The sequence below is a fragment of the Moraxella caprae DSM 19149 genome, from assembly GCF_000426885.1.
In the GTDB taxonomy this organism is placed as follows: domain Bacteria; phylum Pseudomonadota; class Gammaproteobacteria; order Pseudomonadales; family Moraxellaceae; genus Moraxella; species Moraxella caprae.
This window is the reverse complement of record NZ_AUGF01000012.1, coordinates 65,930-81,323: the sequence shown is the minus strand read 5'-3', so window position 1 is coordinate 81,323 and position 15,394 is coordinate 65,930. Positions and strand designations below refer to the sequence as shown.

The 15,394-nt window shown below is 44.1% G+C and carries 12 protein-coding genes; 7 read left to right on the top strand and 5 right to left on the bottom strand.

What is annotated here, in order from left to right:
- Positions 1-295 precede the first annotated feature (295 nt).
- The 5 genes from cysE (at position 296) to purH (ending at position 5,795) form a co-directional block, all read left to right on the top strand.
- Positions 296-1,159 carry a serine O-acetyltransferase gene (gene cysE, locus K941_RS0105455; RefSeq protein ID WP_051225902.1) on the top strand — a complete coding sequence of 288 codons (864 nt, stop codon included), beginning with the start codon at positions 296-298 and terminating at the stop codon, positions 1,157-1,159.
- Positions 1,160-1,231: 72 nt separating this feature from the next.
- Positions 1,232-2,158: a 50S ribosomal protein L11 methyltransferase gene (gene prmA, locus K941_RS0105450; protein ID WP_029102814.1), complete on the top strand. Its 927-nt coding sequence runs from the start codon at positions 1,232-1,234 to the stop codon at positions 2,156-2,158.
- Positions 2,159-2,285: 127 nt separating this feature from the next.
- Positions 2,286-3,368 (top strand): DUF3426 domain-containing protein, encoded by a 1,083-nt coding sequence (locus K941_RS0105445; protein ID WP_084137682.1) that lies wholly within the window; start codon positions 2,286-2,288, stop codon positions 3,366-3,368.
- Positions 3,369-3,840: 472 nt separating this feature from the next.
- The gene (gene fis, locus K941_RS0105435) at positions 3,841-4,098 is read left to right on the top strand and encodes a DNA-binding transcriptional regulator Fis (protein ID WP_036387573.1); all 258 of its coding nucleotides are present in this window, start codon (positions 3,841-3,843) and stop codon (positions 4,096-4,098) included.
- A gap of 104 nt (positions 4,099-4,202) precedes the next feature.
- A complete protein-coding gene (purH, locus tag K941_RS0105430; RefSeq protein ID WP_036387569.1) occupies positions 4,203-5,795 on the top strand; it encodes a bifunctional phosphoribosylaminoimidazolecarboxamide formyltransferase/IMP cyclohydrolase in 1,593 nt (530 codons plus the stop codon).
- Between the two features lie 168 nt (positions 5,796-5,963).
- Here the strand turns inward: purH and K941_RS0105425 are convergent, their stop codons facing one another.
- Positions 5,964-6,599, bottom strand: coding sequence for a trimeric intracellular cation channel family protein (locus K941_RS0105425; protein WP_029102809.1), 636 nt, complete (start codon positions 6,597-6,599; stop codon positions 5,964-5,966).
- Between the two features lie 89 nt (positions 6,600-6,688).
- The gene (gene hpt / locus K941_RS0105420; RefSeq protein ID WP_029102808.1) at positions 6,689-7,219 is read right to left on the bottom strand and encodes a hypoxanthine phosphoribosyltransferase; all 531 of its coding nucleotides are present in this window, start codon (positions 7,217-7,219) and stop codon (positions 6,689-6,691) included.
- Between hpt and K941_RS17340 the strand changes: the two genes are divergently transcribed.
- Positions 7,212-7,430: a hypothetical protein gene (locus K941_RS17340; RefSeq protein ID WP_147287561.1), complete on the top strand. Its 219-nt coding sequence runs from the start codon at positions 7,212-7,214 to the stop codon at positions 7,428-7,430. The two genes, hpt and K941_RS17340, sit on opposite strands and share 8 nt — an antisense overlap.
- 259 nt (positions 7,431-7,689) lie before the next feature.
- Here K941_RS17340 and ttcA read toward each other — a convergent pair whose 3' ends face one another.
- From ttcA to K941_RS0105400, 3 genes are all read right to left on the bottom strand, one after another.
- The gene (gene ttcA, locus K941_RS14840; protein WP_051225900.1) at positions 7,690-8,760 is read right to left on the bottom strand and encodes a tRNA 2-thiocytidine(32) synthetase TtcA; all 1,071 of its coding nucleotides are present in this window, start codon (positions 8,758-8,760) and stop codon (positions 7,690-7,692) included.
- Positions 8,761-8,921: 161 nt separating this feature from the next.
- The gene (rlmKL, locus tag K941_RS14835) at positions 8,922-11,738 is read right to left on the bottom strand and encodes a bifunctional 23S rRNA (guanine(2069)-N(7))-methyltransferase RlmK/23S rRNA (guanine(2445)-N(2))-methyltransferase RlmL (RefSeq protein WP_115341086.1); all 2,817 of its coding nucleotides are present in this window, start codon (positions 11,736-11,738) and stop codon (positions 8,922-8,924) included.
- 229 nt (positions 11,739-11,967) lie between these two features.
- The gene (locus K941_RS0105400; RefSeq protein ID WP_029102807.1) at positions 11,968-13,158 is read right to left on the bottom strand and encodes a mechanosensitive ion channel family protein; all 1,191 of its coding nucleotides are present in this window, start codon (positions 13,156-13,158) and stop codon (positions 11,968-11,970) included.
- Between the two features lie 869 nt (positions 13,159-14,027).
- Between K941_RS0105400 and asd the strand changes: the two genes are divergently transcribed.
- Complete coding sequence (asd, locus tag K941_RS0105395; RefSeq protein ID WP_029102806.1) at positions 14,028-15,164, top strand: aspartate-semialdehyde dehydrogenase; 1,137 nt, start codon at positions 14,028-14,030, stop codon at positions 15,162-15,164.
- Positions 15,165-15,394: the final 230 nt, after the last annotated feature.

The following is a 15,394-nucleotide window of genomic DNA, read 5'->3' as shown; positions in this document are numbered from 1 at the left end:
TAAGCAGTCCAAATGGCTTCCCTATGGTGGGGAAGCAGTCTTGTGTTTTTGTGTATGTTCATTTGCAGTATTTTACCTTAATACTGTAAATAACGCGACTGTTTCTAACACATAATCCCTACCCCACGCCCTTTTTAAAACCCATTATCAATAAATTGAGTATCAACAATTTGGATTATGTTAAATAAAATTTCCCTTAAAAATTTCCCAACTTAAACACTCAAAAATCAAACAAGCCCTATACTCAGCGAGCTTTTGATGGTAGAATAAGCCATTTTAAAATGCGTTATATTCCATGAGTATCTTTTCCAAGCTAATAAATTCCAAACTCAAAAACCTAGCCTGTGCCATCGATGATGATTTGAGTGCGGTGCTAGAACGTGACCCTGCCGCTCGCACCAAGATTGAGATTGCCCTGACTTATCCGGGCATTCATGCTCGCACCTTGCACCGTGCATCTCACACCCTATGGCAGACTGACCACAAATTTTTGGCAAGGGGTTTGTCGCACTTGACACGCATGGCGACAGGTATTGAGATTCATCCTGCTGCCAAGATTGGCAAACGTCTGTTCATTGACCATGGCATGGGGGTCGTCATCGGTGAGACAGCAGAGATTGGTGATGACGTGACTTTATATCATGGTGTCACGCTTGGTGGGGTGTCATGGGAGAAAGGCACAAAACGCCACCCCACGCTTGGCGATAATGTCGTGGTCGGAGCAGGGGCGAAAATCTTGGGCGGTTTTAGCGTGGGCGACAACGCCAAAATCGGCTCAAATGCCGTGGTTGTCAAGCCCGTCCCTGCAGGGGCGACCATGGTTGGTTCGGCAGCTCGCATGATTGACAAAAACATCAAAAACACCGAAACAAGCGATGACATCAAAAGCGACACACCCAAGCCTAGCACCCCCGATAAGGGTATCCGCCTAGAATCTACCAATGACGCCAGTTTCAACGCCTATGGGCTAAGCCCAAACAGTGCCGACCCTGTGGCAACGAGTATCGCCAAACTACTCGCTCACATCCAAGCCCAAGATAAGCACATTGAAGCATTGCAAAATGCCATCTGTCGTCTTGACCCTGATTTTTGCAAGTCCAATATTGACAACCTTTGCAAAGACGATTTGGCAATCTTAACCGATGATGACGGCAAATAACCATCAAACCCAACATTTACCCCACCCAGTATTCGCCAATTAATTTGGCACACCAACAAACAGGAAACTCTCATGGCATGGCAACAAATTCACCTACAACTGACCAAAGAGCAAGTTGAACTTGCCGAAGCACTGTTCTATGAAGCCGAAGCGGTCTCCATTCTACTAGAAGACGCAGGCGATGAACCGCTGTTTGAGCCCATGCCCGGCGAAGAGCCATTATGGGGCGAGGTGGTGCTGACCGCCATTTTTGACACCAACACCGATGGGCGATTTGATGGCACCAACTTTGAGAGCCTTGCCTATGACATCGCCGCCGAAGTCGGGGCAAGCCGTGTGTGGTTGTCGGTGCTAGATGATAAGGACTGGACACGTGAGTGGATGACCCATTACAAGCCCATCCAATGTGCTGGCAACCTGTGGATAGTCCCCGAATGGCTAGACGCTCCCGACCCAGACGCTACCAACCTCATCCTAGACCCCGGTCTTGCCTTTGGTACGGGCTATCACGCCACCACTCGGCTGTGCCTTGACTGGCTGACCACGCAGGATTTGACCGATAAAGTCGTCATTGACTATGGCTGTGGCTCGGGGATTTTGGGCGTAGGAGCGTTACTGCTTGGGGCTAAGCAAGTATTGGCGGTGGATATTGACCCCCAAGCGGTGCTTGCTACCCGCCAAAACGCCAAACTAAATGGCGTCGAAGATAAGATGTTGGTATTTTTGCCCGATGAATTTAAGGCTTATCAACAAACGCATGATATAAAAGCGGACACCATCACCGCCAACATCCTAGCCAAGCCACTCATTCACTTTGCCCCCTTGTTTGCCACCTTATTAAAGGATAAAGGCAATATCGTCTTGGCAGGGCTTATTGAGAACCAAGTCGATGATGTTATGATGGCATACCAGCCCTATTTTGACCTTGATACACCTTATCATTATAACAACAGCGAAGACCATCATTGGTATCGTTTATCCGCTATTAAGCACAGCTGAGCGGATTAAAATTGTCAAATGCGTAACAATTTAGTAGCATAAAGAAAAATAGTTTGTACGATTTTTGCAAGTTGTTACTTGCCAATTTCCTATCTTTGCCTATTATTTTACTGGATTTGACAAAAACATGAGTAATCAAACTAAGTGCCCCCATTGCCAAACGACTTATCCCATGCCGGCCGCCAAACTTGGTGACCCCAATGCTCGTGCCAAATGCGGTAAGTGCCAACAAGTGTTTTTTCTAAATGCCAATCTGGTCGGTAGCTCGCCTGCCGCCCAAGCTCAAAGACAGACAAATCCCACCCCACAACCCCAAGCTCAGACAGTCCAAACAGTGGCACGCTCTGCCCCAACCACCCCCAAACGTACCAAGCGTGTCAAACCCGCACCCACCGAAGGCATGATTCATGACGAGATGGATGGCATTGAAGAGAACAAAACCAAAGCTGTCGCGGGCGTAAGCTTTTCTGATGATGAGTTGGACAGCTTTTTAAAAGACAACATCAGCTTTGCTCCGACAGTCGCCAAAAGCACCAAGGATGAGATGGCGGATAACGAAGGGGAAGAATCTTGGGCTGATGATTTACTCAAAGACACCAAGCCTGTCAACATCACCCAAACCACTAATACCAGCTCTGCCATAAACAACGTCGATTTGGATGCCATCATCCCTGTCGCCACACCCAAACCCAAAAAACCAACCAACATCAAAGAAATCCAATCAAACAAGCCCACCACTCAACAACTTGCTACCAAAAAATCCTTAGGGTCACAGTTTTTGTGGCTCATTGGGTGTTTATTGCTCGTTGGGCTATTGGTGGCACAATACGCTCTATTTAATATAGATAAACTTGCCAAAAACCCTGAGACTGCCAGCCTTGCTCATACCATCTGCGGAGTTATTCCCTGCAATATTCCATCGGCAGATTTAAATGGCTTGGAAATCGCATCATCCCTAGAAAATCAAAAAGATGTCATCATTAACATCACCAACAAAACCAATTCTGAACAACTGTTTCCTTACTTACTGGTGCAGTTTAAAGACAGTAGTGGTGTGGTCGTGGGGGACTTTGTGGCGGACACCAAAGACTACCTTGGCGAATCTCAGACCACCTTACTTACCAATCAGCACAAGCGGATCATGCTTTCAGTGAACCCTGCCCCCAAAGCAAGCTCGGTAACAGTTACGCCATTTTATCAACAACCCTAAGTCACCTAGCACCAAGCTAACTTGCTCTGTTAGGTAAAGATTCATCCCATCATTTTGACGGATAAATTACCACTTTGTAATTATTCATTAACACAAATTAACAACAGGATAATACAGCTTAACATTACAGACATCTCACGACTTGCCAAATTACGGCAATTGTTTTACAATAATTCTAGGAAATACGCCTTCTACCAACAGGTGATTGATAGGTATTGACCAGGGCGTGCCTGCCTTTTGTATTTGCAATGAAAAATGAGAAAAATCGCACGTTTTTCAAGGAAAAAATGCAGACTGATAGCCATTCTATCAGGCAAATTTTTGACGATGAAAAACCAGATTTAGCCATTTTTCATGCAAAAATATACTTTTATTTCTAAAAATTTGCAAATTGTAAATAGTGTTATAAAGGGCAGGCACGCCCCAGCCTACCACTCGTAAGAACAAGGTTAAGTGAGACACAGGAGCTTTTATGATGACCCCCACGCCTCCCATTCAGGAAACTACCCCCCTACATGACGAAGTCAAAAAAGCAGTGGAAAGTTACTTGATGCACCTAAATGGTGAGAATACTACAAGCATGTATGAGATTTTTTTGCATGAATTTGAAAAACCTCTGTTGGTGGCGGTCATGAAGCACACACGCAACAACCAATCCAAAGCCGCTCAAATGCTTGGGCTAAATCGTGGCACGCTCCGCACTAAGCTAAAAACGCATGGCTTATTATAATTTCTAATTTTTTGCACCCGTCATTTTTTGGCGGGTTTTCGTTTTGTTTTAATCCCACTTTTAATCCTGTTTTATCCACCCTTGTAACCCAAAAAGGTATTTTTATGAAAAAATTCGCCCTACTCTCCGTCTCTGACAAGGCAGGCATTGTAGAATTCGCCCAAGAATTATCTGCCTTAGGCTTTGGTATCCTATCCACTGGCGGTACCTTTAAACTTTTGACCGAAAACGGTGTCAATGCCACAGAAGTCTCCGCCCACACTGGCTTTGCTGAGATGATGGACGGACGAGTTAAGACCTTACACCCCAAGATTCATGGCGGTATCTTAGGTCGCCGTGAGATAGATGCCGACATCATGGCAGAGCATGGCATCGATGCCATTGATATCGTGGCGGTGAACCTATACCCCTTTGCCCAAACAGTTGCCAAAGATAGTGTTACCATGAGTGATGCCATTGAAAATATTGACATTGGCGGCCCTGCCATGGTACGCTCATCTGCCAAAAACCACAAATATGTGGGTATCATCACAAGCCCTGCCGACTACGCCACCGTCATCAACGAACTAAAGGCAGACGGCAAATTATCAGACAGCACTCGCTTTGATTTGGCGGTTAAAGCCTTTGAACATACTGCCAGTTATGACGGCATGATAGCGAGCTTTTTAGGGGCAAGACTACTGGACAAAGGCGAGACATTAAGCGATGATGCCACCGCCAAAACCCAATTTCCACGCACCTTTAACATTCAGCTTAACAAAGCCCAAGAACTCCGCTATGGCGAAAACCCCCACCAAACTGCCAGTTTTTATGTAGAAAGTGGGACAACAGAAGCATCTATTGCCACCGCCAAGCAGTTGCAAGGCAAAGAGTTATCCTACAATAACATCGCCGACACCGATGCGGCATTAGAATGTGTCAAATCCTTTGCCAAGCCTGCCTGCGTGATTGTCAAACACGCCAACCCTTGCGGTGTGGCGGTATCGCTTGACGGTATTTTGGACGCTTATAACTTAGCCTACGCCACCGACCCTGAATCTGCCTTTGGTGGGATTATCGCTTTTAACCGTGAGCTAGACGTGGATACCGCCAAAACCATCATCGACCGTCAATTTGTCGAAGTCATCATCGCCCCAAGCGTGGCAGACGGTGTACTTGACATTACATCAGCCAAGAAAAACGTGCGTGTAATGACTTGTGGCGAATTGCCAAACATCAACGAACGCGCGCCACAGCTTGATTATAAACGTGTGAATGGCGGTCTGCTTGTTCAAGAGCAGGATTTGGGTATGATTGACAAATCCGACCTAAAAGTCGTTACCAAGGCACAGCCCACCAAGCAAGAGCTTGATGATTTGATTTTTGCATGGAAAGTTGCCAAATACGTCAAATCCAACGCCATCGTCTATGCCAAAAACCGCCAAACCATCGGTATCGGTGCAGGGCAGATGAGCCGTGTGAACTCTGCTCGCATTGCCGTCATCAAAGCCGAACACGCAGGATTGCCTGTTGAAGGGGCGGTTATGGCATCGGACGCCTTTTTCCCATTTAGAGACGGCATTGACAACGCCGCCAACGCTGGCATTAAGTGCATTATCCAGCCCGGTGGCTCTATGCGTGATGAAGAAGTCATCAAAGCCGCCGATGAGCATGGCATTGCCATGGTGTTCACAGGCATGAGACATTTTAGACACTAAAATTAGGGCATATCCCAACCAGCAATAAACCCCTATCTTGGGGTTTATTTTTTGCTTGTATAATCACAAACCTCAAAATACACCACCAAAGGGCGTGGAAAGCACGCCTCTACAAAGGCATTTTTCAAGATTTAACATTGGTGCAAATTGGGGTTAATTTGTTGTATCTTACACCATGCGAATGTTTGGCAAATGCCAATCATATCGCACCGCCAGCATTCGCACGCCAAACACCACCATCAGCATGGCAAGCTCGCACAGCCACGCCACCACACCCAGTCGCCCCAGCCCCAGATAGGTCAGCGACCCCAAGATACTGGCGGTAATATAAATCTCCTTTTGCAGTACCATCGGCAACTCTTGACAAATCATGTCTCGCATGATACCGCCTGCGATACTCGTCATCACCGCCATCATCACAGCGATGAGTGGTGTCGCCCCCATTGATAACGCCACCGTCAGTCCAATCACGCTAAATGCTGACAGCCCAATGGCGTCAAACAGCTTTAACACGCCATTCATGCGTGCCGTCGGACGAAAAAACATCTGACATAGGATTGATGTTATCGTAATGGCGAACACATAATTCAAATCTATCGTCCAAAACAGTGGGTGCCTATCAAGCATGACATCACGAATCGTCCCACCGCCAATGGCATTAACCATCGATGCCAAAATACAGCCAAACAAATCAAAACCCTTACTAATGGCAAGCATGGTACCTGCCACTGCACAGGCAATAACCCCAATAAAATCAAGCACATAAATCAAACTTGCCGTATTAATCGGCTGGGCTAACTCTATCATAATCATTCTATCATCAAAAAATCGGGCATGATACCCGATTTTTATTTATAATTTTAAAATAGTTTATATAAATCAATGAGTTATCATTACAACCCAATCTCGCCGATAAATGGTAAATGGCGGTATTTTTGTTCATAATCCAAACCATAACCCACGATAAAACGGTCTTCGACTTCAAAACCTAAGAATTTTACGTCCATGTCTATCTCACGGCGAGACGGTTTACTGACCAGTGTACAAAGCTCAATGGAGTTTGGCTCACGGGTTTTTAAAATCTCCACGACTTTGGACAACGTACGCCCAGAGTCAATAATATCTTCAACAATCAACACGTCTTTACCACGAATGTCGCCGTCCAAATCTTTTAAAATCTTGACATCGCCACTAGATACCGTGCCTTTGGCGTAGCTAGATGCGGTCATAAAATCAAACTCATGCGGTTTATCAATCGCTCGGCACAAATCCGCCATAAAAATCACCGAACCACGAAGCAGTCCGATTAAAATCAACTCTTTATCGCTGTTGGCATAATGGGCGGTGATTTGCTTGCCAAGCTCGCTCACTTTTTGGGCGATTTCTTCGCTACTAATCATGATGTTTAGATTTGGTATGGTCATAAAACTACCTTTTGGTTTTGTTAAAATTGATTTAAATTTGATGGTATATTTGTGCGTATGCACTCTACCACTCTTGATATTAAAAAGTGAAATAAAATATCACCCACTTATGGAAGTCATCATCGCTGGCGAATATATCGCCCAAACAAAGGCTAAGGCGATTAAAAAAGCAGCACAAGCACCAATAGCCCAATATGCCATTCTTTTTTAATGATTGCCATAACGCCAATGATTAAATTAAGCTTTGGGATTAGCCAAATGGCTTTTGCTTGGGTGATTGCCAGCATAAAAGCCGTATAAGGCACAATCTCAACACCAAAACTCTCCCACATTTTGCAATTTATTTAACTCGTGTGGGTCGTAACCGCCAAGAAAATAGATAAACACACCTTGAACGCCCACACATATCAGCAGTAATAGGATAAAAATTGCTTTTATTATCATGACATCTATCCTAGCTTGGCTTGTTATCAATCAATAACAGGATTTATCGTTGGGATTTTGTTGCTAAATTTTGGGTTAAAGGTCTGCACTTGCGGGGCGGTCGGCAAACCAATATCGGCAAGTTTTTCGCTTACGCCCACTTGGATATTGTCCCCCTCAAACAACCGCTCATCGTCTGTTCGCTCGGTTTTGAGACTTTCAAAATCAAACAGTTCACGGTCGGCAAGCTGGCTTGGGGCAACATTTTGCAAGGCTTTAAACATACTCGCTAGGCGTTTTGGGTGGGCGTTGTCCCACTCCCGAAGCATGTCATTTATCATCGCCCGTTGTAGGTTTTCTTGTGAGCCACACAGCCCACACGGGATAATGGGAAACTGCTTATAATTGGCGTATTTAATAATGTCCTTTTCAGCAACATAGGCAAGCGGACGGATAAGTACGTTTTGCTTGTCGTCGGATAACAGCTTAGGGGGCATGGCTTTTAGGCTTCCACCATGAAACAAATTCAAAAAGAAAGTCGCCAAAATGTCATCACGATGATGACCCAGAGCAATCTTAGTCGCCCCAATCTGCTTGGCAAAGCCATACAGCGAGCCACGTCTTAGGCGTGAGCAAGCCGAGCAGTAAGTTTTGCCCTCTGGCACGACTGATTTGACGATACTATATGTGTCCTTTTCTAGGATATAGTGCGGAATGCCTTGTTTGGATAGGTATTCGGGCAGGACGTGTTCGGGGAAATTGGGCTGTTTTTGGTCAAGATTGACCGCCACGACATCAAAGTTAATCGGAGCAATGCGTTTTAAAAACAGCAAAATATCAAGCAACGTAAAGCTGTCCTTACCGCCTGAGATACATACCATGACAACATCGCCGTCTTCAATCATGTTAAAATCACGAATCGCCCACGACACTTCTTTACGCAGTTTCTTTTGTAGTTTTTTGAAGCGGGCGGATTTGATGCCGTCATCAAAGTCATGCTCATCATCGCCGTCCGTGTCCGTCTCTCGCTCGCTGTCGGTAGATAAGGCGTGAATGATTTCAGAATGGCTTTCTGCATCGTTTATGATTTCATCGGTTAAATTTTGGTTATCGGTCATGGCTATTTCTCAAATTTTTTGATTTTGCGTTTAAGTTTTTGGGTTGTGGTTTAAATATCGTATTTAAAAAAACCGTTCGTGGTGAGCTATGCCTGCCCATAGCGGTTTTCCTTACCCGCAAGCATAGCTCAGGGCGAAAGAAAAACCCATATAAAATTAACTCACGATTTTGGTTTTACCGTATATTTTTTGGGTTTGTTGGATTCATTGGTTTGGGTGTTATCAATGGGCATGGCAACCAATTTTCCGTCAATCTTTTCATAGCGTACTTTTGGCTTATCTGATTTAACAGGTTCATTACCATAAAATCTGTCTTTGCCTGTTTGTATTTTATCAAATGGCTTATCAGACTTATCAAATTTTTTATTAAAAGATTTATCTTTATCAAATGACTTTTTGCCATTATCTCTAAAACCGTCTTTTTTAAATCGTGGATTGTCTGATTTATCTTTGGGTTTTTTATCAAACGATTTGTCAAACGATTTATCAAAAGACTTTTTAAATACTCTGTCTTTTGAACGTTTTATCTCGCCTTTTTTATTATAAGCGGTTATTTCATCTTGCCAATCATCATTAATTGTATCAAACACACTTTCAAATTCATACACTTTCATCATTTGATTTTTGTGCGTGATTTTAAAACTTTGATGGATGGGTTTTTTTAGATTAAAATCTACGCCAATGGTTTTATCTGTGATTGGTGTTACGTCATAACGAGCCTTGACTTCATCGTCCAGCACAAATTTGGTAAAGTTATTGCTAAAATACAGCACGCCATTTGGGGCAAGGCGGTTCATGGCACGGCTTATCAGGGCGACATGGTCTCGCTGTACATCAAACGTTCCCTTAAACTTTTTAGAATTAGAAAAGGTGGGTGGGTCAATAAATATCACGTCAAATTGTTCGGTATTATTTTTTAGCCAATCAAACACATCAGTGGCGATGAATTGATATTTTGGCGTATCGTCTAAGGTTGTGGCAGTCAAATCAAGCCCATTTAGGGCAAAGTTTTGCTTGCCCCAATTTAAATAATTGGCGGATAAATCCACGCTCGTTACTGATTTGGCTCCGCCCATTGCCGAATGCACGCTGGCAGTGCAAGTATAGGCGAATAGATTTAAGACATTTTTGCCACGACTGGCATTTTTTATCATTTCACGAATATTGCGGTGGTCAATAAACAACCCCGTATCCAAATAATCGGTAAAATTCACATACAAATACGCCCCATGTTCATGAGCGACATACATTTTTTTATGTCTTTGAGTATCGTCTTTGGTGTTTTTGGTATATTGGTCATTGCCCGATTGTCGCATACGGGTTTTTATAAAAATGCTTTCACGGTGAACATTAAAAATATCCCGAATGGCGGATAATACCAAATTAAAACGGGCTTTGGCGACATCGGTGGGAATTTGTTTTGGCGGGGCGTATTCTTGAACATGAATTTTATCGCCATAAATATCAATCGCCACATTATAATTGGGCAAATCAGCATCATAAATTCGCATATTGCTGATATTGTTTTTTTGGGCGTGTTTTTTTAGATTGATGATATTTTTTTGTAAGCGGTTGATAAATTCTTGGCTATCAGGATTATCAATTTCTTTTTTATTAAAATCAACAATCAATTGATGAGCCAAACGGTCGGTTTTGGCAAATTCTACCGCCCCATGACGAAAATACACGGTCAATGCTCCGTTATGGCACTTTAGGGTGTTTGGCTCGGCAATCGGCAGGGTGTCAGCGTGTTCAATGTGGCTTGCCAGCACCGCCATGTCTGCACGCCCCACATGACGCAAACCGTCCGCCACGATAAGCCCCAAGCCGTGATACAAGGGCTTGATAAAATCGCTCTCGCCCAGTCGTTCGCCATAGGGGGGATTGGTGATGACAAGCGGATAGGCGGTGGTAAGCTCGCTCAGAACGGCTTTGGCGGTGGCAAGCGGTCGCTGTTCTAGGCGGACGTACTCGGCAATGGGGGCAAGGGCGGACGCTATCAGGTTTTTGTGGCAGGCACGCACGGCATGAGCGTCAGCGTCTAGGGCAAGGGCGGTAAAGTCGCCTTTGATAAGGGATTGTTCTAGACTTGCAAGGTTGGCATGAAAGTCATCCAAGGCTTTACCAGCAAGGGTTTGCCACAGCTCATCATCGTGGTATTGCCAATGATAAAAGCCAAAATCGCTTGCTTTTTTGTCAATGCCCACAGGGTAGGCGGTTTTCATGAGCAAGGCTTCAGTGATGAGCGTGCCAGAGCCACACATGGGGTCAATAATGGCGGTATGATCGCCCTTGTGCCAGTTGCATTCATAAAGCAACGCACTTGCCAAATTCTCCTTTAAAGGAGCGTCCGTGTTCGCCACACGATAGCCACGGCGGTGCAGGCTTGTGCCTGACAAGTCCAAATACAGCTCGGCAAGCTCAACTGTGGCGTGGGCGTAAATGTGAAAATCGGGGGATTTGTCCACGTTTGGTCGCTCGCCTAATTTTTTGTTAAAGCAGTCGGCGATGGCGTCTTTGATACGCAAGGTGGCAAATTGTTGGTTTACCGACAGGCGTTTGTCGGTGGATAGGCGTACGGCAAAGGTGTTGTCCACGCCAAATATGCTCGTCCAATCATAGCGACTGGCGAATTCATACAAGGCGGTAGGAACGTCTTCGTCAATGACTTTGGTCTCAACCGTGCGGGTGGTTTTTTTACCGCCACTTTCACGCACTTGGCTCACAGTTTGGGTTTTTTGGCGAAAATAATACTCGCCAATGGGCAGTAACACACGGCTTGCCACACGGCTATATAGGCAAATTTTGTAAAAGTCGGCAAGCGACACGCCCACACGCACACGCCCCGTCCGCACAATCTGCCCGACCAGCCCAAATAAGTCAAGCTCTATCAATAAGGCATTTTCAAGACCGTCCGCACAGGTGATGACAACGTCAAAGGCGGTGGGGGTAAAATCGGCGAAGGGTAGTTTTGGCATGGTGTGGGCTTATTTGATAAGAATTTTGGTAAGAGATTTGGGTAAACTAAGTATTATAGCATAATTTGGGACGGGTATGGTAGTGGCAATTGTTGTTTTTGGGGCGGTATTGGCAGGGTAAATAGGCGGGGCAAAATGATGTTAATGTCATTGTCAAGATGATTGCTTGTTATTATCAATTTAAATTACAGATAATTGTATAAATAACACCAGTTTATTTAATTAATTGCTACTGCTTTTTTATGGCACTCTCTACATCTTCTTCTTTGTCATTGATATTTTTATCCAATGCTTGATGAATCATTGCCAAGCGTTTTTCTTTATCATCTGAGCGGTTAAATAATATCTCTTGATAAGGATAAGGGGTTTCAAATCCTGCTTCGTCTAAGGCTCGTTTAATACGCTCATTGATGTTTTCTTTGATGATCGGGATACGGGCAACCGATAATGGAGCAACCCAAAAACGCACAATAAAATAAATGGCATATTCGCCCACTTCACTGACGGTCGCCATAGGGGCTGGGTGTTTTAAAATCACTTCATCTTTGCTTAATGTTTTGATGATGATTTCTTTGGCGTGGGCGACATCATTATACAAACCAATTCTTGCTTTAACATCAAATCTTATCATCTTTTTGGACGTTAGGTTAATCACTTCTGATGATGACATGGTCGAATTGGGAATGATGATAATGATGTTATCACGGTCAAGGATTTGCGTGGCTCGCAGGGAGATTTTAACCACTCGTCCTTCTTTGTCGCCAAGCCGAATCCAGTCGCCCACTTGAAACGACTGCTCTATCAAAATGGTAATGCCAGCGATGAAGTTGGCAAGCGTGCTTTGGGCGGCAAAACCCACTGCCAAACCCACAATACCCAGACCTGCCACTAAGGATACAATATCAAAACCAAACTGGGCGAGTACGCTTGCCAAAGCAAAAACGATAATCAGCACCAAAATCAAGTTTTTGAGCAGTTGTTCAATGGACGCATTGAGTTCATAGTAACGTAACACTCTGGCAACCATTTGCCCACTGGTCGCCCACAGCACATAATAAAACCCCGCCCAAGTCGCCGCTTTTGCCGTTGCCTTGATGATCTCCGCCTGTGTGCCAATCTGCGTCATCACCGCCAGCAGGCTCGCCACAAACCATGTATAGCGTAGCACCGCCCGAGCAATCCAAACATGACGCTGTGATAGGTGTAGTGGACGGCGACAATGCTTTAATAAATAGACCAACAGCCAATAAAAAAAGCCAATAATCACCAATAAAATCAATATCTTAATGCTAATACTGGCAACAGCCATGCCCCGCTCTGTCCAGTTTAGGGTCTCATCTTCGAGCGAACCGCCAAGCGACACATACACGCTTTGGTACAAATCATTTAGGATTTTTTCAAAAAAATGGGGTAGGTTCATGAGCTAATGGATGGGCGATGATAAAATGGGCGATAGCAACTGACAAATAAACCACATCAGCAAAAATGTGGTAGAATGAATAGGGTTTGTGAATTATAACATAAAGCCTATGGTGTTAAAAAGGGTTTTAGCCAAATATTGACCCCCACAGCCCTTGGATGAGCATAATTGGTTAGATTTTTAGGATTTTTAACTTAATTTTTTAAATTAAGTGGTCGGTTTGCTTTTGTTCGTCAAAAAACTTACTTCATAGAAAACTCACAACTTGCGTTTTTTCCTTGAAAAAAACGTGCGGTATTTATAAGGACTTGGCCTTAATTTTTCTAAAGAGAAATCTAATAGACCACTTGAGAAATTACGATTTTATTGGGTTTTTAAAAATTTCAAGCTCAATAAAATAAGGCTTTAAAGACCATTGTTTTTGAATTTCGCAAGAACTCTAATGTATTTTTCATAAAAAAAGATTAAATCTTATCTTACTTGCCCACACCCAAAGACAAGCAAACTCCCAACAATATGAAAATAAACCCAGCTTATCACTAAACTGGGTATGGGTAAGATTGCAATAAGTTTTCCCTGCCATTCCTAACGGCGATTTAGCTCCTGTCATCCTAGTTTTATCTTGGTTTTACCATTTAATTTTTGTAATTTTTGCGTATTATAAAAATCCTTCCCGTCGCTGACCATTGGTAAAATACTTAAAATTTTGTAAGCGATTGCCGACATTTGTGTGAAAAATTATCAGTTTTTATCAGTTTTACTGGTGTTTACTAGAAAATTTATGAAATTTGACAAAAACACTTGCTTTTTTTGTCCAAAAAAGGCATAGTTATGGGTTACAACTTTTTAATAAATCTAAGGTGTTAATTATGACAGATAAATTAACTGTTGGCTTGGTGGGCTGGCGTGGCATGGTGGGTTCGGTACTCATGAACCGTATGCTTGAAGAAGGCGACTTTGACCACATCAATCCTGTGTTTTTTTCGACCAGTAACGCAGGTGGCAATGCTCCTGATTTTGATGACAAAATTGAGAGCACTGGCACCTTAAAAGATGCAAGCGACATCAATGAGCTTGCCAAATGTGATGCCATCATTACCTGTCAAGGGGGCGATTACACCAAGTCCACGCATCCCGCCCTTAGAAAATCAGGCTGGACAGGCTATTGGATTGATGCAGCAAGCTCACTTCGCATGGAAGACGATGCCGTCATTATCCTAGACCCTGTCAATCGTGATGTCATTGATGTTGCCCTAAAAGACGGCAAAAAAGACTTTATTGGGGGCAACTGTACTGTATCGCTTATGCTTATGGCAATTGGCGAACTGTTCCGCCGTGATTGGGTGGAGTGGGTGTCAGCGATGACCTATCAAGCCGCCTCAGGAGCAGGAGCAAACAACATGCGTGAGCTTATCTTAGGCATGGGCGTACTGCGTGATAGCGTGGCGGACAAACTTGCCGACCCTGCCTCTGCCATTTTGGAGATTGACCGCACCATCGCCACCACTCAGCGTGCAGACGATTTCCCCAAACAGCATTTTGGGGCGGTGCTTGCAGGCAGTCTAATTCCCTATATTGACAGCCAACTTGACAACGGTCAATCCCGTGAAGAATGGAAAGGTCAAGCCGAAACCAACAAAATCCTAGGCAAAGAAGAAGACATCATCAGCATTGATGGTATTTGTGTGCGTATTGGGGCAATGCGTTGCCACAGCCAAGCCTTGACCATCAAACTCAAAAAAGACATTCCTTTGCACGAAATCGAAAAAGCCCTAATCGATAGCAAAAATCCGTGGCTTGATGTCGTCCCCAACAACAAACCTGACAGCATGACACGCCTTACCCCTGTGGCGGTAACAGGTACATTGGGTGTGGCGGTCGGTCGTCTGCGTAAGATGAACATGGGGGGCGAGTATCTGACCGCCTTTACTGTGGGCGACCAGCTATTGTGGGGAGCTGCCGAACCACTTCGCCGTATGCTTGCCATCATTCAAGGTAGAATTTAATACACGAGCCTACTTGACCAAACCAAATCACCTTGTTGGCGGTCAAGTGGTTTTAATCTTTGCAAGTATTGTAAACTTTTGCAAAAATCTTACCACTTGCCCACGTTTTAATACCATATATTTGCAAATTATCAAAATAAGCTAGCATTTTTTGCCATATTTTGTTATAAATACACCGTAAAACTGTTTATTGAACAGTCTATTTTTATTCATTATTGACAACCTTTTGA